The 19008-nt window shown below is 49.3% G+C and carries 14 protein-coding genes; 11 read left to right on the top strand and 3 right to left on the bottom strand.

The genetic code is table 11. From position 1 onward, the window contains the following. Nucleotides 1–173 precede the first annotated feature (173 nt). Nucleotides 174–2348 carry a serine hydrolase domain-containing protein gene (locus tag ACFVS2_RS31385; RefSeq protein WP_390240389.1) on the bottom strand — a complete coding sequence of 725 codons (2175 nt, stop codon included), beginning with the start codon at nt 2346–2348 and terminating at the stop codon, nt 174–176. A 261-nt stretch (nt 2349–2609) separates the two neighbouring features. Here ACFVS2_RS31385 and ACFVS2_RS31380 point away from each other — a divergent pair, with 261 nt between their 5' ends. Then, complete coding sequence (locus ACFVS2_RS31380) at nt 2610–4400, top strand: response regulator (protein WP_390240387.1); 1791 nt, start codon at nt 2610–2612, stop codon at nt 4398–4400. A gap of 29 nt (nt 4401–4429) precedes the next feature. Here the strand turns inward: ACFVS2_RS31380 and ACFVS2_RS31375 are convergent, their stop codons facing one another. Further along, nucleotides 4430–4588, bottom strand: a complete 159-nt coding sequence (locus tag ACFVS2_RS31375) for a hypothetical protein (protein WP_007720288.1) — start codon at nt 4586–4588, stop codon at nt 4430–4432. A 259-nt stretch (nt 4589–4847) separates the two neighbouring features. On the opposite strand from ACFVS2_RS31375, the gene ACFVS2_RS31370 reads away from it, so the two are divergent. Continuing rightward, the gene (locus ACFVS2_RS31370) at nt 4848–6185 is read left to right on the top strand and encodes an erythromycin esterase family protein (RefSeq protein ID WP_390240385.1); all 1338 of its coding nucleotides are present in this window, start codon (nt 4848–4850) and stop codon (nt 6183–6185) included. Nucleotides 6186–6240: 55 nt separating this feature from the next. Here ACFVS2_RS31370 and ACFVS2_RS31365 read toward each other — a convergent pair whose 3' ends face one another. Then, complete coding sequence (locus ACFVS2_RS31365; RefSeq protein ID WP_390240383.1) at nt 6241–6831, bottom strand: DJ-1/PfpI family protein; 591 nt, start codon at nt 6829–6831, stop codon at nt 6241–6243. 149 nt (nt 6832–6980) lie between these two features. Here ACFVS2_RS31365 and ACFVS2_RS31360 point away from each other — a divergent pair, with 149 nt between their 5' ends. The 9 genes from ACFVS2_RS31360 to ACFVS2_RS31320 all read left to right on the top strand — a co-directional run bounded on the left by ACFVS2_RS31360 (nt 6981) and on the right by ACFVS2_RS31320 (nt 18930). After that, nucleotides 6981–7853, top strand: coding sequence for a LysR family transcriptional regulator (locus ACFVS2_RS31360; RefSeq protein WP_173620421.1), 873 nt, complete (start codon nt 6981–6983; stop codon nt 7851–7853). 183 nt (nt 7854–8036) lie between these two features. Next, the gene (locus tag ACFVS2_RS31355) at nt 8037–8816 is read left to right on the top strand and encodes a DeoR/GlpR family DNA-binding transcription regulator (protein WP_390240381.1); all 780 of its coding nucleotides are present in this window, start codon (nt 8037–8039) and stop codon (nt 8814–8816) included. A gap of 34 nt (nt 8817–8850) precedes the next feature. Further along, on the top strand, nt 8851–9714 hold the full coding sequence (locus ACFVS2_RS31350) for a class II fructose-bisphosphate aldolase (protein ID WP_390240379.1): 864 nt from the start codon (nt 8851–8853) through the stop codon (nt 9712–9714). 29 nt (nt 9715–9743) lie between these two features. Continuing rightward, a complete protein-coding gene (locus ACFVS2_RS31345; protein ID WP_390240377.1) occupies nt 9744–10835 on the top strand; it encodes a bifunctional phosphoglucose/phosphomannose isomerase in 1092 nt (363 codons plus the stop codon). A 1-nt stretch (nt 10836) separates the two neighbouring features. Further along, a complete protein-coding gene (locus ACFVS2_RS31340) occupies nt 10837–11781 on the top strand; it encodes a 1-phosphofructokinase family hexose kinase (RefSeq protein WP_390240375.1) in 945 nt (314 codons plus the stop codon). A 28-nt stretch (nt 11782–11809) separates the two neighbouring features. Continuing rightward, on the top strand, nt 11810–12808 hold the full coding sequence (locus tag ACFVS2_RS31335) for an ROK family protein (RefSeq protein ID WP_390240373.1): 999 nt from the start codon (nt 11810–11812) through the stop codon (nt 12806–12808). A gap of 18 nt (nt 12809–12826) precedes the next feature. Then, nucleotides 12827–15931 (top strand): beta-galactosidase subunit alpha, encoded by a 3105-nt coding sequence (gene ebgA, locus ACFVS2_RS31330; protein ID WP_390240372.1) that lies wholly within the window; start codon nt 12827–12829, stop codon nt 15929–15931. 94 nt (nt 15932–16025) lie between these two features. Beyond that, nucleotides 16026–17762 (top strand): cache domain-containing sensor histidine kinase, encoded by a 1737-nt coding sequence (locus ACFVS2_RS31325; protein ID WP_390240370.1) that lies wholly within the window; start codon nt 16026–16028, stop codon nt 17760–17762. Continuing rightward, nucleotides 17734–18930 carry a response regulator transcription factor gene (locus tag ACFVS2_RS31320; protein ID WP_390240368.1) on the top strand — a complete coding sequence of 399 codons (1197 nt, stop codon included), beginning with the start codon at nt 17734–17736 and terminating at the stop codon, nt 18928–18930. The genes ACFVS2_RS31325 and ACFVS2_RS31320 overlap by 29 nt, the downstream gene beginning before the upstream one ends. Nucleotides 18931–19008 lie beyond the last annotated feature (78 nt).

Genomic DNA, 19008 nt, shown 5'->3' with positions numbered 1-19008 from the left:
TATTTTTGGATTGGGGGTACAGTTGCTATTCTAAGGTCGAGTTATCGATAAAACAAATTATGTTTTATTGGTATAATCATAAATAAATTTATAGATAAAAGATGAAAAGGAAAAAGGCTTATTGCTCTTGGATTTCCCAAAGCAAAAGCCTTCTATTAATTTTCCTTTTTAACTTAACGGCTAAATTCCTTTTCGAACATGGCTTGATTAGCGACGACAGGTTCTGGACCGACCGCATTGATGTTCGTCACCAAAATATCCTTCCCGCCTAAGGTACCACCCGCTAACGTTTCAAACCCATGAATGCCGCCTCCATGAACCCAATAGGTCTTTCCGTTCGGCAGTGTCACCTCATAAATTCCTAGTCCATATTTGCCAAAAGGCGATTCCACACCTGTTGTCATCTGCTTCATCATCTCGTCACTTAATAGTTTCCCACCCAAAAGCGCACTAAAAAAGGTGGTCAAATCTTTCCCTGTGGAGATCATTTCCCCCGCAGCATTCGCCCATGAAGGATTATACTCTGTGAAGTCATACAGTTTACCTGCCTGATTCATGTTATAGCCTGTTGCATGCTGGCCCGGGATTTTCGGATTACTACCACTAAAGAATGTATCTGTCATCTGAAGCGGGTCGAGGATTCGTTTCTTCATCTGCACATCGTACGTTTCTCCTGTCACCTTCTGAATAACAAGACCAGCTAGTACGGTATTTGTATTCGAATAGTCCCAGCCTGCTCCCGGTTGAAATACTGGCGGCTTAGCCAGTCCCATACGTACAAGGTCATTAACGGTATATTGAGGGAATGAGGTAGCGTATCGCATGTCTGTACTCGTATAGCTTGCAATCCCGCTCGTTTGGTTCAATAACTGACGAATCGTGATTTTGTTGCCGTCATACCCATTGCCCTTTACCACACCTGGGAGCCATTTTTCTACCGAGTCATCCAGATTCAGCTTTTTCTCCTGAGCCAACTGTAAGACAAGGGTAGCAACAAACGCCTTTGTGACACTGCCAATACGGAAAGTAAAGTCTTGCTCCATCGGATTTTTATGATCGAGGTTGGCTACACCGGCTGCATAAGACCAGTATTCTCCGTCTCTTAACCCAGCAGCAATTATTCCAGGGACTCCCTCGACTTTTGCTTTCTGATCAATGAAGTCCTTCATTTCTTTCCCATGTTTTTGAGCTGCTTGATCCGGGGTGGATGGTTGCTTGGCTTGTCCCGTGAGTTCAGTCATCTGGATGTTCTCAATATGAGGTACAGCAGCTCCTAATACGTTGATACTCATCGCGATCACATGCTCGCCGTCTTTTGTTCCACCTGCGAAGTTGGTGAATCCAGGAATGCCACCTTGATGACCCCATATAGTAGTGCCGTTCGGCAATGTTACTTCCTGAATACCGAGTCCGAATTTTCCGTGTGGATTAGAAACAGTGGTTAACATTTCTTTCTGCATCTCAGGTGTTAACAATTTTCCGCCCAATAAAGCGCTAAAGAACGTTGTTAAATCCTTCGTAGTCGAGATCATAGCCCCTGCTGCGTCTGCAAACGAAGGGTTAAGGTCAGTCATATCCATTAATGTACCAGCATTGTCAAAGTATCCATTCGGACTGTTTTTCGGAATGGATTGTGAGTTATCCGGGAAAAACGTTTCTGTTAGTTGAAGCGGCTCAATCACTCGTTTCTTGATTTGTTCGGCAACCGTTTCTCCTGTGACCTTTTGGATAATGAGTTTCATCAGCACTGTATTCGTATTCGAATAGCCACCCGTGGTCGGTGTATGCTTTAATGCGCGAGAAATGAGTTGTTCTGCTGTAAACGTTTGAGTGGAGTTCTGGAGTAAACTTTCCTTGAGTTCATCATCTAAGTAGTCTGCCACTCCACTCGAATGATTTAATAACTGACGAATCGTAATTTTGTTACCGTCATATCCGTTTCCTTGGACGACACCTGGCAGCCATTTTTCTACCGAGTCATCGAGGCTTAGCTTCTTTTCCTCAGCTAGTTGCAGGGTCACTACACCGACGAACGATTTCGTTATACTCCCGATTCGAAATGAAAAGTTAGCTTCCATCGGTTTCTTACTTTCTATATTCGCTTCGCCGGAAGCATACGACCAGAAATCATTCCCCTTCTTTACTGCAAAGAGGACACCTGGAATGTTTTCGCTGGCAGCAGCTTTATCAATCGCTTCTTTTATTTTGGTATGATCCGTTTTCTGTTGTTGCGTGATTGCCTGGTCCAAACCTGCTTCCGCACAACCGTAAGTAGGAAGTATCAGCGTTCCTATCAATAATGCAGATAACGTAAGGGACGCTCCTTTTTGCATAGGGAATGGTTTCATTTCTCATCGCTCCTGTAAGTTGATTTGTGTTGTCTTTACACATCCACCTTATTCTCAGGGCTGTAAAATCACATAGTGACAATACCGTTCAATCTATATATGACATCGTGCTAACCGTTCATATTTGCGGCATGATAGAATGTCATAAGAGCTATATGACACGGCGCATTCTGCTTGACGAATCGGGAAATGATGATGCATGATGAGTCAGAAACATTCGGGAAATTCCTTACCATTCAGATGAGCAGGAGTACATGACAAATGTTATCCATGATAAAAAAATGGTTCTGGTACAATTGGGTGATTTTTGCCTTGCGAACGATTTGGCTAGGTATCATCGTCATCGCAGATATTATGTATCCGGCAATGATAGCCGTTCCGTTCGGAGTCATCATCCTTAGTGCCCTTTTGGTTTATGCCATTCCATTGATCGTTCAATATAGAAAAAAAGATTGGTATCTGGCAGTCGAAGTCGTAATGACAGGCTTTTTTTATCTATTTGTGGCCTTTGTAGCACCTGGATGGAATTGGCCTTTCGTTTTACTAGTAATCATTATTGGTGTGGCCAGTAGTCGCAGAACGTATATGTGGACGGGAATCACTAGTGGGATTATTTTTCCGGTTTTGAACGGGTTGATTACCAATCGTCCCCCGTACGAGTTCATGTTTAGTTGCAGCTTTGGTTTTGCGATCGGTATGGCATTTGGCATATTAATTGAGTCTCATAAGCAAGGCCGCATCATTCAGGAACAGAAGCAATTATTGGAGCAGCATATTAAGCAAATCGAGGAGCTGACACTGATCGAGGAACGTAATCGGCTGTCACATGAGTTACATGACACGATTGGCCATTCGCTAACCTCTCTGATTGTTGGCGTTGAGTCGCTCCGATCCTCGGTTCCTGATTCACAGGTCGAACGAGTTGATAAACTTGTCTCCATAGCACAGGGCAGCCTGGATGATATCAGAAAGCATTTGCATCAGCTCTCTCATGCTCATGCTCGGTTCAACCAGTCTTTAAGTGAGTCACTCATGGAACTGACGGAAGAATTTATGAAGTCAACAGGTGTAACGGTCAACTTCCGTGTGATCGGCAGTGAGACGCTCGTTATGCAAAAAATGAGCATTTCTTTATATCGTTGCCTGCAAGAATTGCTTACAAATGCGGTTCGTCACGGCCAAGCAAGTGTGATAGCTGTTGATCTGTATTTCGAAAGTCAGCAACTCCGTTTACAAATCGAAGATAATGGCAACGGACTAGAATCCATCGAATTCGGCTTAGAACTAAAGGGAATAAAAGAACGGCTTGAGCAACAGCAAGGTACGCTGTCCGTTCATTCACAATCAGGGCAAGGGACCGTTGTCATTTGTAATGTTCCCATTCAGGCAGAAGCTGGACAGGGAAGTATCCGTCTGCTTATTGTTGATGATCAGGTGATGATTGCTGACAGCTTACAGCAAATTTTAAGCCAGCAGGACAACTTTATCGTTGTGGGTACAGCGAGTGATGGGCAAGAAGCTTTAGAACAGTGTGAGCGACACCAGCCGGATATCGTGTTAATGGACGTGCACATGCAAGGGATGAACGGACTGGAGACCTTCCTTCAAATGAAAGAACGCTGGTCGAACATGAAGGTTGTGGTCATGACAACGTTTGAGGATTCGGTACAGGCAGCAACAGCATTGGAGCATGGGGCAAAAGGATATATGCTGAAGTCTACTCGTCCAAAAGAGATGATGGAAGCGATGAAGCTCATCTATAGCGGGGGAACGTGGCTTGATCAGTCGATTGCCACGCGCGTGTTCGAAGAGATGAAGCGCCAACGTGAGCAGTTAGAGAAGTACAGCCCGAATGATCCGTATGGATTGACGAAACGGGAGAGGGAGATTTTACAGCTTTTATCAGATGGGCTTCGCTACAAATCGATTGCCACCAAACTATATTTATCGGAGGGAACGGTACGAAATTACTGTTCCACTCTTTACTCGAAGCTCGGTGTTAGCAACCGGGAAGAAGCAATTGAACTGGCGCGAACTGAGAGTATCCTATAGATGACAAAAAGACGGGAGAAATCCCGTCTTTACTCTTCCGGCGTTCGATCTAGGAACAGCCGCGTTACCTTTGTGTAATCCCCTTTTTCCACTTCTTCTTCCGTCGCCTTTTCTTCTAATGGATCATGACCGTACATACTTGGCGCAATCGTTGGATCGTGCTCAGAGGAACGCTTTTTATTATCCATGATTCACCACTCCTTTAGAAGGTAGGGTGTGATGGATGGCTTATTCTTATCCCCGATTGCAGCATATGACATTGGAAATGCTATTTCAAAAGTACCGATCTTCAAGATTCGGTGCTTTTTTTGATGACAAATTGTCATATGGGGGAGGGAGAAACCGTTGGCAGCTGGGCGTTTGAAATTTATGACAAAACGTTACTTGTTGTACAGGCAGTGCCCGGGCCATACTTTGGGCAAACGAAGATTTTAGGAGGAGAGAGAAATGAACTTTTACAGAAGTAGCGTCGTCACGGTATCGATTTGTGGTCTACTTTTAACAGGCGCCCATGCCACGTATGCAGCTCCATTAACCGAGATGGACAGCGAACAACAAGGGAAGAAGGCAAAAAATCTAAGTCCAAAAGAATGGTTAGAGCTGAAATCTTTTGAATTGAATAGCGCTGAGCCAGGGACTGATCTTGAAGATATTGAACCGCTGCGCGACATGATCGGTTCTGCTTCAATCGTAGGTTTAGGTGAGGCAAATCATGGCAGTCGTGAAATTTTTACGATGAAACACCGGATTGTTGAATTTCTCGTCATGGAAATGGGCTTTACCACCCTTGTATTAGAAGAAAACTGGGGCAACGCATTGGAACTTGATCATTACGTTCTCACAGGAGAAGGAAATCCGAGTGAATATCTAATGCCCCTATTTCAAACACAAGAAATCGTAGACATGCTGGAATGGATGCGTGAGTACAATGCCGATCCCGAGAACGAAGAGAAACTGCGAGTGGTCGGGATGGATGTACAAAACGTCAGCGAAAATGTATACGATGAGATCAGACAGTATATAAAAGAATATAAGCCTGACCTGCTGCCCCGTGTGGATAAAAAAATGAAGGAACTTGCCGAAGTTACGAAGGATCTGGAAACCTATACATCTTTGCCAGAGGCCATTCAGAAAAAACATCATGAGCAAGCGAAAGAAATCACGAAAATATTGGAACAAAACAAAAAGCGTCTGAACGGCCAATCCGAGGAGTTCGCAAAGATCAAGCAACACACCAAGGTCATTGAGCAATTTACTGGCATGTATTTCAACTTCTCGGAGAATCCATCAGAAGTATTTTTGAGGCATGATATCGCGATGTTTGAGAATGCGAAGTGGGCTCATGAACAGCTAGGAAAAACAATCGTATGGGGGCACAATGGGCACATCGCAAAGAGCAATATAGTGCCGGATGTATACCCGAAGCTCGCCGGTCAGCATTTACTGGACCATTATGGTAAGAAATATGTAACGATTGGAACTTCATTCGGGAAAGGCGATTTCAACGCGTATAACTCTGAATATAAAATTGTTCCAGTTACCATTGAATCGAATGATAATACATCCAATCACACCCTAGATCAAGTCTCAAAGGATCAATACTTTGTTGATTTACGGAATGCTACAGGTCTCACCAAAAAATGGTTAGACGAAGAACGGCCGTTTTTGAACGGACGCGGTTCTGCTAATCCAAACACACCAAACCTTGTAACAGCTGCGCTTGGGCAAACATTTGATATTCTCATTCATATAGACACAGTGAGCGCTGGCAAGCTTGTTCGTTAAATAGCAGAAAGAAACCGGCATTTACCCAAGAGCACTGGGCAGAATGCCGGTTTTATTATACAAGAAACCCCATCAAGCGTTTCACATTGTCGGTGTTTTCGCGGGATGTCAGCGACTCCAGCAAGGTGAATGCCACATCAAAAGCGGTCGAAGGGTTGTACGAGGTGATAATATTGTTGTCGATGACGATGGATTGGTCAGGGATGACATTGGCACCCATCGCAGCTAGTTGCTTTTGCCGCAACTGGTTGTTCAGGTTGTAGGTTGTTGCTTTTCGTCCTTGCAAAATCCCGCTTTTCCCGAGGGGCAGTGCGCCGACACAGATGGAGGCGATCACTTTGCCTTGCTTTTCAAATTCACGAATGAAAGCGAGAACGTCCTCGCGATAAGCATCTTCATAAAAGCCTGCATGCTCAAAACCGCCAGGCAGTGCCAGTGCATCGAAGTCGTTTACATTCGCATCGTCGATCACCATTTCGGGAATCACAGTAAAATTCCACGTGCATTTCAACTCTTTGCGCGTGCCCACGGTCACCAGCTCCGTTGTTCCGTCGCCCTCTTCCTTGTTCCAGCCGATTACGTCTGTAAATACGCTAGCCTCTACTGCTTCAAATCCATTCGGTAATAACAAGCACACTTTTTTCATCGAAAATCAGCTCCTATGTTCGAATCGTTCAAGCCGTACCGGTACTTATCAAGAATCATATGCTATCATTAGTTATTAGTAAAAATGAAAGTTCTGAAGATGATCTTCAGAATTTCTAATAATAAAATTGCGGGCAAGGGGGAGCGGGCATGGAGATTCGCCAATTTCAAACCTTTAAGGCAGTCGTCGATTTCAACAGCTTTACGAAGGCCGCACAAGCACTGCAATATTCACAGGCGACGATTACATCCCATATTCAGCAGCTGGAAGAAGGAATGGGTGTCCCTCTGTTTGATCGACTGGGAAAGAAAATTCAGTTAACCGCCTATGGCCGCGAGCTGTACACGTATGTCGAGGAACTGCTGGTTTCGTATGCGAAAATCAAGGATATATCGGCGAATGAGCAATCACTGCAAGGCGAGCTGCGTATCGGAGCCTCGGAGACGATTACGATCTATCGGTTGGGTGACATTTTGTCCAAGTATAGAGCGAGCTACCCAGGCGTAAATATTTCATTTGTAATGGACGACTGCATTCGCTTGCGGGAAAAGCTGCATGAAGGTCTATTGGATATCGTGATCACGCTGGAGCCAAAGCTCGATGATCCGAATCTAGTCGTGGAGCAGTTCTCTACCGAGCGATTGGTATTTATCGGGGGACGCGATCATTCGTTTGAGAAAATAGAGGATGCTGGCGAGGAATGTATGATTTTTAGCGGAGAGCATTGTGCTCTGCGGCGGTTTTTTCAACGATTCTTGGAAAAAAGGGAGATCAGGCCGAAGCACCACCTGGAATTCTCCAGTATGGAAGCGATCAAGCAGAGTGTGGCGAATGGGCTAGGCGTGAGCTTGATGCCTTATATTAGTGTCGAAGCCTTGTTGAATGAGCAAAAAGTGAAAATGATAGCGTGCGAGGAAGAGCTGTTGTTCTATGCGCAAATTGCCTACCATAAAAACAAGTGGCTTTCACGGGCGCATAAGAAGTTTATTGATTTCATGCTGGAAAGTCGGGATATCGGGTAAAGAGGCAACCAACCAGTCTGTTTTGGTCTAGAACCAGAGCAGGCTGGTTTTATTTTCTGAAAATTTCACAACTTATTTGACATTCGTTTTTCTACAATGCTAAGATCGAAGTGAAAGTAAACGAAAGGAAAACAGAAACAAAACGAAACTGTATAATTTATGATCGTAAGGAAGTGAAGTCATATGCTGGCAGCCGAACGGCACAGCAAGATCCTCGAACAATTGAAGGTAGAACAGAGCGTAACCGTCAGCCAATTGAGTCTGGCGTTGGATGTGTCTGAAGTAACGATTCGAAAAGATTTGATCAAGCTCGAAAACGATGGTCTGCTGACGCGCATTCACGGAGGCGCGACGATTACGAATTTCTTGCCATTGGAGCGTAGTTTCACGGAAAAGCTGGAAGAGAGAAGCGAAGAGAAGCAAGCGATTGCCCATCAAGCGCTGTTGCACATACAGCCGGGGGACACGGTTATTCTCGGGGCAGGGACCACGATGATGGAGCTCGCCAAGCTGCTGCGCGGCTTAAATGATCTGACGGTCGTGACGAATGCGGTCAACATCGCCATGGAGCTAAACAGTCAAGGCAAGCATCACGTTATCTTGATCGGTGGAGAGATGCGCCACAAATCCTTTGCTCTCGTTGGTTCTGTCGCAGCGGATAATCTGCGAGGACTTTCTGTCTTCAAATGCTTTATCGGAGCAGATGGGGTTCATCCAGAAAATGGGCTGACAACGCTCAATCTGGCTGAAGCGCAAATCAACCAAGTCATGATGGAACGCGCCAGAAAAGTCTACGTGCTGGCCGACCACAGCAAGTTCGGAGAGACGCATTTGGCGAAGTTCGCCGGGGTGTCCGATGTGGATCGGATTATTACGGATGCGGCAGGACAGCAACTTGTCAGTAAGTATGCGGAGCTGGGCATCAACCTGGAGCTGGCGAGCTTGCAGGGCGTGACCAGGTAAACTACGAGATCAGAAAGGAAGCGGAGGGATCGATATGGCCTTGGTATCATCGACACAGATGCTGCGCACAGCAAGGGAGCAAGGATATTGTGTAGGAGCATTCAATGTACACACGATGGAAATGCTCCAAGCAGTAGTGGAGGCGGCTTGCGAAGCAAACGCACCGCTCATTTTACAGACCACAGTCGGAACGGTCCGGCATCTCGGACCTGAGTATGTAGCAGCAATCGCCCGGGTAGCCTCAGAAGAGGCTCGGGTGCCGATTGCCCTGCATTTGGATCATTGTCATGAAGAGGAACTGATCGTGCGATGTATCGAAGCGGGTTATACATCGGTCATGATCGATGCGTCGATGCATCCCTTTGTGGAAAATGCGTCGATGACGCGGCGTGTAGTGGAGCTGGCTAGAGAGCGCGGTGTCAATGTGGAGGCTGAGCTCGGCAAAGTTGGTGGCGTGGAGGACGATCTCGTTGTCGACGATGCAGACGCTGCGCTTGCTGACCCGATCGAGTGCGAGAAATTTATCGAGTTGACTGGCGTGGATACGTTGGCTCCGGCTATTGGTACGGCCCACGGGATTTACAAGGGGGAGCCGCGTATTGATTTTGCTCGTATCGAAGAGATTGCCCGTCGTGTTTCTGTACCGCTTGTGTTGCACGGCGGCTCGGGAATTCCCGAGGAGCAGGTGAAGCGGGCGGTTCAGCTCGGCATGGCAAAAATGAACGTAGCGACAGAGCTGCGTATCGCGTTTTCACAAGCGATCAAGGGCGTATTTGACAACAACCCGCAGGAAAACGACCCGCGCACCTATATGAAGCAGGCCAAGCAGGCGGTCAAAGAAGTGGCTCTCGCCAAGATGGAGATGTGTGGTTGTATCGGGAAAGCTAGTGGACGTTAATCAAAAAAATGGGAAAGGGACGATTTTACATGCGCATGAATCTCGATGATACAAAAGCACTGCGTGAACTGGATACGATTCGGGCACTGCAAGATACGGAAACCTATGATGAACAGTTTAAAACAGGTTTACAATTATCTGATTCTTTAGATGTGTCGAATATTTCTGTTAAAATTGAAAATATTGTGGTACTTGGGACTGGCGGCGGTTCGGCAGCGAGCGTCAATTTGATCAAGTCGTATTTGTTTGACGAGCTGCAAGTGCCGCTTCAGTTAAATCAAGGCTACACCATCCCGGCTTTTGTGGATGCGAAGACGCTCGTCATCGTCGTTAGCCACTCCGGCAATACAGAAGAAGTCGTCAGCGGCTACGAAGCAGCGATTGCCAAAGGAGCACAGATCGCCGTCATTACGGCGGGCGGAAAAGTATTGGAGATGGCTCGTGAACACAATCATGCGTGCTTGCTCGTGCCGGGCGGAATGATGCCGCGGATCGTACTCGGCTACATCTTCCTGCCGATACTGTCCATCCTGACGAAGCTCGGGCTGATTTCCGATAAACGTGCGGAGGTCGAGGAGACGATTGCCCTGTTCGAGGAGTGGAAGCACATCTACGGAACAGACTCTCCGATCGAGAAAAATGAAGCCAAACAAATCGCTATCGAGATGGATGGACTGATACCTGTCGTGTACGGAACGCTACCGTTTTTCGATGCTCCTGCATGGCGTTGGAAAAACCAACTCGGGGAAAACAGCAAGCTGATGGCATTTTGGAACGCCATTCCGAGCCTTCACCACGACGAAGCTGTGGGGTGGGATTCGCCTTCTGCACTGCTGAAGGGCGTTCATTTTACACTCATTCGCGATCTGGAGGACAGCGAGAAGACGACCCAACGTGTAGAGATCAGCGCTGATATTTTGCGTGAGCGCGCTGGTGGGGTAAGGGTGGTTCATTCCCACGGCGTATCCCGAATGGCTCGGTTGTTTTCTATCGTGTACTTAGCTGACTTCGTGTCGCTGTACGCTGCTTTGATTCGTGGCGTCGATCCAACCCCTGTAGAAGTGATCAATTTGTTCAAACAAAAAATGGGGCAGCCGCTCGTTACTGTGCAGGTGAGATAGCATGCTCGTAACGGTAACACTGAACGCAGCCATCGATAAGACGTATCGCCTCTCGCATTTTCGATCTGGAGAGCTGCATCGTACGGCTGATGTACTGAGCCTGCCCGGCGGAAAAGGGCTAAATGTAGCGCGTGTAGCGAAAGCATTGGGGCAGGATGTAGTCGCAAGCGGTTTTGTCGCTGGTCACAACGGGAGGTTCATCGCGGAAGGCTGCGAGCGTGAGGGGATTGCGTCCTCCTTTATCGAAACGAGCGGAGAATCTCGACTGTGTCTCGCTTTTCTCGACGAACAGGAAAAAACGGTGACAGAAGTGTTAGAGCAAGGACCTGCACCCAGTGAAGAAGAGATCAGTCGCTTGCAAACGCGTTTGATCGAGCTGGCGGCCAAGGCACAGTACATGGTTTTTTCCGGAAGCTTGCCAGGTGGCGTTCCAGCTGAAACATACGCTGCGCTCATCCGAGGTGTCGCCCGGAAAGGAACCGCATGCGTGCTCGATACGAGCGGCCAGGCCCTGCTGGAAGGAATAAAAGCAACGCCCTCGCTCATCAAGCCCAATCGACCGGAAGCAGAAGCGATTCTCGGATTTTCGCTGGATAGCGACGAGGCCCGATGCAGAGCGATACGCGAGCTACGTGAGCGTGGTGCCCAACGAGTCCTTCTCTCGTTAGGGGAGGAGGGCGCGTGGTTTGGCGATGGCCTGGAGACGTGGCGTATTTCGGCGATCCCGTTAGCGGATACCGAAGTGAAAAATACAGTGGGCTGCGGTGATTCCATGCTTGCGGGTGTCCTTGTCGGACGGCTGCGAGGCTTTGCTTGGCCAGATGCAATTTGGTTGGGGATGGCATGCGGCGCCGCGAATACACGGTCGTTTGGAGCGGGCATGATCGCGCCCGACGATGTGCAGAGGTTGAGAAGTCAGCCGATGCATGTGGAGCGAGTCGAGTAGAATAGCTGGTTCAGAAGGGAGGAGTAGCATGCGCCATGTAATTGGCCTCGATGTCGGTGGTACGACAATGAAAGGGGCGGTCATGGACGAGAATGGGCGAATTCTCCTCCGGGCTGCCAAGGAGACAAAAGTTCATAACAACTTGCCCATCTTGATCGAGCGAATGGCTGCCTTGATTAACGAACTGCGGGATCAATCACCCGTTCAAATAGAGTCAGTAGGGATCGGATTTCCTGGTCCTTTTGATGCAGAAAATGGGATATCAGTTCACTCGCCCAACTTTCAATTGCACCGAGCAGACTTGCGGACACCACTCGCGAAGCTGGTGGAGCTGCCGCTTTTTTTTGAAAACGATTTACGGACAGCTGCGCTCGGAGAAGCCATATTCGGTGCGGGTCGGGAGGTAAGTCACCTCGTTTTCGTGCCGCTTGGTACGGGAGTGGGGGCAGGGATTGTAAACGAAGGCAAGCTCGTTCGCGGCAGTCACGGATTCGCGGGAGAGATTGGTCATGTGCGCTATCCAGGGCTTACTGCTCCATGCAATTGCGGCAAGCTCGGCTGTGTAGAGACGGTCGCATCTGCCACAGGTATTGCGAGACTGGCCCGTGAACGCTTGGACAAGGAGCTCGATGCAAATCCGCGGCAAGCAAAAGCCTCTCCTCTGTTTACTCTGTGCGATGGACAGATTGAGCGGATTACGGCTGAGCAGGTGGCTACGGCAGTGGAACAAGGTGATGCAGTGGCGACCTGCGCATGGAACGAAGCATGTGAAGTAACTGGCTGGGCTTTGTCTGTCTTGGTGAACGTGTGCAACCCGCAACTCGTAGTGATCGGTGGTGGGGTTTGCCGGGCTGGGGAGCTATTGCTGGCACCAGTGCAAGCGAGTGTACAACGGTACGCCATGGAAGTCGTTCATCAACAGACAAAGATCGTTTTGGCCGAGCTCGGTGCAGATGCAGGAATGCTCGGTGCAGGCGCCTTGGCCCTGCAAGCAATGAGCAGGGAACAAGGAACCGTGAAATCGTAAAAAGAGGAGTGTACATCGATGCATCAACGGTATGACTGGGCAAATCATCAGCTGTTAGAGCGAAATCGCTTGGCGGCGCGGGCTTACTTTTTGTCTTACCCGGAAGAATCGGGAGCACTGACGTATGAAAGAGGCGCGACACCGTGGTTTCAATTGTTGAATGGGCTTTGGCAGTTTGCTTACGCAGAATCACCGCTGCGAGTGCCGGAAAACTTTTTTGCCGCCGATTATGCTGCGACGGAGTGGGCCCGAATTCAGGTGCCGGGGCATTGGCAACTGCAAGGGTACGGTAAACCGCATTACACGGACTTGTACTATCCGTTTCCGGTCGATCCGCCGCATGTTCCGTCAGATAACCCGACAGGCTGCTATTTACGAGAGTTTACCGTATCGTCTTCGTGGCAAAATCAGCAGGTGATCCTACGGTTTGAAGGAGTCGACAGCGCTTTTCATGTGTGGCTGAACGGGAAGGAAGTCGGCTATAGCCAAGGAAGCCGCTTGCCATCTGAGTTTGATGTGACGGAGCTGTTGCAGGAAGGCAGTAATCGCTTGGCTGTTCAAGTGTACCAATGGTCGGACGGTACGTATGTCGAGGATCAGGATATGTGGTACTTGAGTGGGATTTTCCGAGATGTTTCCCTGATTGCCAGACCGAAGCTGCATGTGAGAGATCTGGCAGTCGTGACTGATCTGGATGATGAATACCGCCATGGTGTGCTGCGTGTACGTGTCCATGTAGAAAACAGTTCGGCAGCAGCTTATGACGGAGTGAGCGTGACCGCAAAGCTACTGGATCCATCCTACACGCTTGTCGCTTCGCTGACCGAAACCGGAGCAGGCGAGCTGGCAGCCGGACAGGAAAAGGTAGTGACCTTGGAGCTTCCGGTGCAGGAGCCGAAAAAATGGTCGGCGGAGGAACCGAACCTGTATCATCTGCTGCTTGCGATTGAGCAGGAGTCGGGCGAAAAGTCAGAAGTTATTCCTATTCGTGTGGGCTTCCGACGGGTCGAAGTAAAAGGAAACAACTTCTTCGTAAACGGCGTGGCGATTCGCCTAAACGGCGTGAACCGCCATGATCATCATCCCGATCTCGGGCGTGCTGTCCCGTATGAAACGATGCGTGAAGATGTGCTCATGATGAAGCGTCACAACATCAACGCCGTTCGTACCGCGCATTACCCGAACGATCCGCGCTTTTATGATTTGTGCGACCAATACGGATTGTATGTCATGGACGAAACCGATTTGGAGACACATGGCTTCCAGTTAACGGGCAACATTAGTCAGCTGAGCGATGATCCAGAGTGGGAGCAGACGTACGTGGAGCGCATGGAGCGCATGGTGGAGCGGGACAAAAACCATCCGTCGATCATCATGTGGTCGCTTGGCAACGAATCCGGCTTCGGCTGCAATTTCCGGGCAATGGCCGCTTGGTGCCGACAAGCGGACCCGACTCGCCTCATCCACTACGAGGAGGATCGCGAAGCAGAAGTGTGCGACGTATTTTCCACCATGTACTCCTCGGTAGAAAAAATGATCCAGCACGGTGAAAATGAACATCTGCAAAAGCCGCATATCATGTGCGAGTATGCTCATGCCATGGGGAATGGACCCGGTGGCTTGCGAGACTACGCCAATGTATTTGATAAATATCAACGCTTGCAGGGCGGTTTTGTGTGGGAATGGATTGATCACGGCTTACGCCAATATACGCCGGATGGGCGAGAGTATTATGCCTACGGGGGAGACTTCGGGGACTACCCGACGAATGGCAACTTCGTCATCGACGGACTGATTCGTCCGGATCGCACGCCATCCCCTGGGTTACTCGAATACAAAAAAGTGATTGAGCCAATCGTCGTAGAAGCGACTGATTTGGAAAGTGGGCTCGTCACCATTACGAATCGCTATGATTTCCGCACGCTTGCGCATGTGAGAATGGTTTGGAGTGTGACGGCAGACGGACAAGTGGTGCAGAGCGGAACGCTGTCGCTGCCACATACAGAAGCAGGAAGTCGCACCATTGTAGCTGTTCCCTATACCTTGCCTGTGCAGGTACAGGATCGGACTGACTACTGGCTGACGCTCTCCTTTGTTCTGGACCAAGATGAGAGCTGGGTACAGGCTGGACATGAGCTGGCTTGGGCACAATTTGCCTTGCCAGTGACCGCTGCCCAACAGGTTACGGTCGCTCCCTATCAGCCTCTGTTCGGCAGAGTAGATACAAAAGAAACGAAAACGGACATCATCTTTACAGGAGCAGATTTTCAGTTCGTTTTTGACAAAGTGAGCGGTGTGCCGACGAGTTGGGTGTTTGCAGGCAAGGAGCTGTTGGTGGCAGGACCTCGACTCACGTTCTGGCGTGCTCCGATTGACAATGACATGTACGTAGTGGAAGAGTGGCGCAAGGTGTACCTCGATCGTTTGCAAAGCCGGGTGGAGCACGTAAGCATCCAGCAGGATCGAGAAGATCGGGTGGTCATTACCTGCGATGTACGGATTGCTCCGCCTGTATACGACTGGGCGTTTGTGTGCCGCTACACGTATACCGTGTTCGGAAATGGTGAAGTGCAGGTAGATGTTCAAGGCACACCCAAAGGCACCCCGCCAGCGATGCTGCCACGAATCGGCTTAAAGCTATTGGTCGCCAAAGATATGGAGCGTGTCTCGTGGTATGGTCGTGGCCCGGGTGAGTCGTATATCGACAGCATGGAAGCCAATCGCATCGGGGTATATCACGCGAGTGTGGATGAGCTGTACACGCCGTATGTATTTCCACAGGAAAATGGCAATCGCACGGACGTCAAATGGATGTCGATCACCGATCAGCGAGGCATTGGACTTTTCGCGATGGGTCAACCGACCTTGGAATTTAGTGCACTTCGCTATGATACGGACGATCTGGAGCAAGCAAAGCACACGACAGATCTCGTAAAAAGAGAGTATGTCACACTACATCTCGATTATCGACAAAACGGGCTGGGTAGCAATAGCTGCGGACCTAAGCAATCGGAGCAGCATGCCTTGCGTCCAGTGGAGTTCCAGTTCCAAATGAGGTTAACGCCTTTCTCGAAGGATACGATTTCTCCGGTTCAGTTGTCTAAGCGGAATTTGTGTGACTAACCGCTGATTGTTCTCGAAGGCATCGCCGAAACGTTGTACAATCTAGTTGAAGATTGAATAGTACAACTAATCAAAATACGGTGGTGGTTGTCACATGAAGTCATGGTCGCTCTTCCCGCGCAGAAGCATTCATGCCAAGCTGCTCGCTTTTATGCTGATTGCAGCCATTATTCCGCTGATTACTCTGGGGAGTATGGCGTATTGGAAATCGTCGATGGTCGTTCGCGAGCAATTTAGCAAGTCAGGCGAGTATATCGCTACGCAGCTGCAAATCCAGATCGACAACTACCTGAGTCAAATGAGATACATGGCCTATGACATCAATACGTACGTGTCAGACCCGACGTTGGTCGTCATGCGGGAGGAACAGCCGAAGACGTACACAGGCTTCCTGGAACAAAAAAACTTCGAGCGATACCTGGGGGCGCACCGCAACCTTGATACAAAGGGGATTTTTATCGTGACGCCCTCCGGTTATTTTTTCGGAGAAAATGTGATCAATGGACAGGATCTGTTGCGGGAATGGTGGTGGAAGGGACTGCCCGCCAAGCTGGATGAGGAGCAATGGATCGGCTTTTACACGCCCAGGCATTATGTCGGGTTTCAGGATGAGGCGGAGCTGCGAAATCAGGAGAAGGTACTCGGTCTGGTCGTTCCCGTTCTCAGTGGATATGGCGTGTTGAAGGACAGCCGGATTTTGATCGAGATGAAGGCAGGCAAGCTGTTTCAGTTGTTTTCGCAGTTGGAAGAGGACATGAGTGCGCATGTGACGATTACAGCTAAAAATGGCGAGCTGATTTACCGGACTGCAGGTACGTTTGTCCAACAAGAGAGCGATATCGTCTGGAACAAGCCGCTGGAGTCCAACAACTGGATGATTCAGGTGCGCTTGCCGTACGAGCAAATGAACCGCTCTGCGGAAGTGATTCAATCCTTCTTTATCGCAGCGCTGATTCTTTCGGCAGTGCTGGCACTTCTTTTGGCGTATTTATTTTCCAGACGGATTACAGGCAAAATCAAACGACTTCAAGAAACGATGCGACTGGTCGGAACAGGCGAGCTACAGGCGCGCGCAGAGGTAGACACGGAAGACGAGCTGGGGCGGTTAGGGGTGAGCTTCAACCAAATGGTGAGGCGGATTCAAACGCTAATCGCCGAGGTGAGTCGCAACGAGCAGTTGAAAAAGGAAGCAGAGCTGCGAGCTGTTCACTACCAGATCAACCCGCATCTGTTGTTCAATACACTTAATTCCATCCAGTGGAAAGCAAGATTATCTGGTGCCAATGAAATCGGCAATATGCTCTATCATCTCATCAAAGTGCTAGAGGGCAACCTCGACATCACGCAGGAGCTCGTCCCGTTGGAAAAGGAGCTGCAAACCGTCGAGCATTTTCTGCAAATCCAAGAGCTGCGGTACGGGCCTGTTTTTCAATTTGAACAGACGGGAGTAGAGGCTTGCCGCCGCTATTTGATCCCGCGAATGACTCTCCAGCCGCTTTTGGAAAATATCTTTTTCCACGCATTCGAAGACGGGCACGGAACGATCCGGATCAGTGTCAGTGAAAAAGAAGGGCTTGTGACGCTGCTGTTGCAAGACGACGGTGCAGGAATTGTGCCGGAGCGATTGGCCAAACTTCTCGATCCTGATCTGGAGCGTTCTAGCAAACGAGGACTCGGCGTGTACAACGTCGATCAGAAGTTCAAGCTTCATTTCCGTATGGAGCACGGCATGAAGATTTCATCTGTCAGAGGAGAAGGAACCACAATTCAAATCACATGGCCGAAAAGGGAGGAAATTCCTGATGAACATCAAGGTAATGATTGTGGATGACGAAGTGCTGGTGCGAAGAGGACTGAAGGCAATGGTGCCATGGAGTCGCTACGGGATGGAAGTGGTAGCGGATGCACCGAATGGTCGGAAAGGCTGGGAGGCTTTCCTGCAAATACAGCCCGAGTTGGTGATTACGGACATCGTCATGCCGGAAATGGATGGGTTGGAGCTGTGCAGGCGGGTGAAGGAACAGGCTCCACAGACAAAGGTGCTTCTGCTCAGCTGTCACCGCGATTTTTCTTTTGCCCAGCAAGGAATCTCTCTCGGGGTGTCCGGATATTTGTTGAAGACCGAGTTTCAGGATGAGGAATGGGGTACGTTGTTGGAAAAGCTGCGGACTGAGTTGGCAGGCGAGAGCGCGCGACCTGAAAACATTCGTGAACGCCCTGATGAATGGAAGCGGGAATTCGGTGCGTGGTTGACTGGCCTGAGCCCGGATTTCGAGCAAAGCTTGTCCTCCCTCCTGCAAACACACTGGTCGTGGATGAACGATTCCATGCGTGTATGGCTCTTGGAAGGAATGGGTAGCAGTGCAAATGGCGAGGAGCAGGAGCGGGCATGGATTAAACGGGAGCTGGACAGCCAATGGGAGTGGATCGCATGTGGCGATATCCGTTTTTTGCTGACTCCCGCAAGTACTGGCAGGCAGGTAGAGTCATTGCTCGTGGAATGGAAGCTGGCTGGAAGGGTGACGAGCTGGGAGACAACAAGCCCGTTTGCTGGACTCGAACCGTGGATTCAGACGGTACGGATGCTCTACCAGCGTACGGAGCGGGCGCGCAAGTACGGCGTCATTCAAGACCCGTGGCAGGAACCGATCAAGCAGGCTGTTCATTACGCGCTCGATCGTCTGGATACGCCATTGACGGTCAGTGAGGTAGCCTCACAGGTGGGACTGAGCCGCAGTCATTTTAGCGTGATGTTTAAAAAGGGAGTGGGCGAGAGCTTCGGCGAGTTTCTCGACAAACGCCGGGTAAAAATGGCCCGAGCGATTTTGGATGAAACAGCTCTGTCCATTCAGGAGGTAGCTGAGCGAGTCGGTCTTCCTGACGCGAAATACTTCAGCAAATGGTTTAAAAAGTGGACAGGGATGACCCCGAGCCACTACCGTTTCAAACAAAAGGAGGAGTCCAGTCGAACAATCGTCCACTCCACCGCGCAAACCTGAACAAAGCGAAAAAAAGGAAACAAATTCACACACTATTGCGAACAGTTAGCGGTTTCACCGTTTTTTTCCCTTCATTAA

It is taken from the genome of Brevibacillus sp. NPDC058079, from assembly GCF_042885155.1.
In the GTDB taxonomy this organism is placed as follows: domain Bacteria; phylum Bacillota; class Bacilli; order Brevibacillales; family Brevibacillaceae; genus Brevibacillus.
Note: the sequence above shows the minus strand (reverse complement) of the source record. Positions and strands in the feature narration are given on the sequence as shown.

Excerpts from the sequence above, each read along its gene's own strand:
- ACFVS2_RS31380 (WP_390240387.1), top strand. The coding sequence starts at position 2,610 with ATGTTATCCATGATAAAAAAATGGTTCTGGTACAATTGGGTGATTTTT.
- ACFVS2_RS31335 (WP_390240373.1), top strand. The coding sequence starts at position 11,810 with ATGCGCCATGTAATTGGCCTCGATGTCGGTGGTACGACAATGAAAGGG.
- ACFVS2_RS31365 (WP_390240383.1), bottom strand. The coding sequence starts at position 6,831 with ATGAAAAAAGTGTGCTTGTTATTACCGAATGGATTTGAAGCAGTAGAG.
- ACFVS2_RS31355 (WP_390240381.1), top strand. The coding sequence starts at position 8,037 with ATGCTGGCAGCCGAACGGCACAGCAAGATCCTCGAACAATTGAAGGTA.
- ACFVS2_RS31320 (WP_390240368.1), top strand. The coding sequence starts at position 17,734 with ATGAACATCAAGGTAATGATTGTGGATGACGAAGTGCTGGTGCGAAGA.
- ACFVS2_RS31375 (WP_007720288.1), bottom strand. The coding sequence starts at position 4,588 with ATGGATAATAAAAAGCGTTCCTCTGAGCACGATCCAACGATTGCGCCA.
- ACFVS2_RS31340 (WP_390240375.1), top strand. The coding sequence starts at position 10,837 with ATGCTCGTAACGGTAACACTGAACGCAGCCATCGATAAGACGTATCGC.
- ebgA (WP_390240372.1), top strand. The coding sequence starts at position 12,827 with ATGCATCAACGGTATGACTGGGCAAATCATCAGCTGTTAGAGCGAAAT.
- ACFVS2_RS31325 (WP_390240370.1), top strand. The coding sequence starts at position 16,026 with ATGAAGTCATGGTCGCTCTTCCCGCGCAGAAGCATTCATGCCAAGCTG.
- ACFVS2_RS31350 (WP_390240379.1), top strand. The coding sequence starts at position 8,851 with ATGGCCTTGGTATCATCGACACAGATGCTGCGCACAGCAAGGGAGCAA.
- ACFVS2_RS31385 (WP_390240389.1), bottom strand. The coding sequence starts at position 2,348 with ATGAAACCATTCCCTATGCAAAAAGGAGCGTCCCTTACGTTATCTGCA.
- ACFVS2_RS31360 (WP_173620421.1), top strand. The coding sequence starts at position 6,981 with ATGGAGATTCGCCAATTTCAAACCTTTAAGGCAGTCGTCGATTTCAAC.
- ACFVS2_RS31370 (WP_390240385.1), top strand. The coding sequence starts at position 4,848 with ATGAACTTTTACAGAAGTAGCGTCGTCACGGTATCGATTTGTGGTCTA.
- ACFVS2_RS31345 (WP_390240377.1), top strand. The coding sequence starts at position 9,744 with ATGCGCATGAATCTCGATGATACAAAAGCACTGCGTGAACTGGATACG.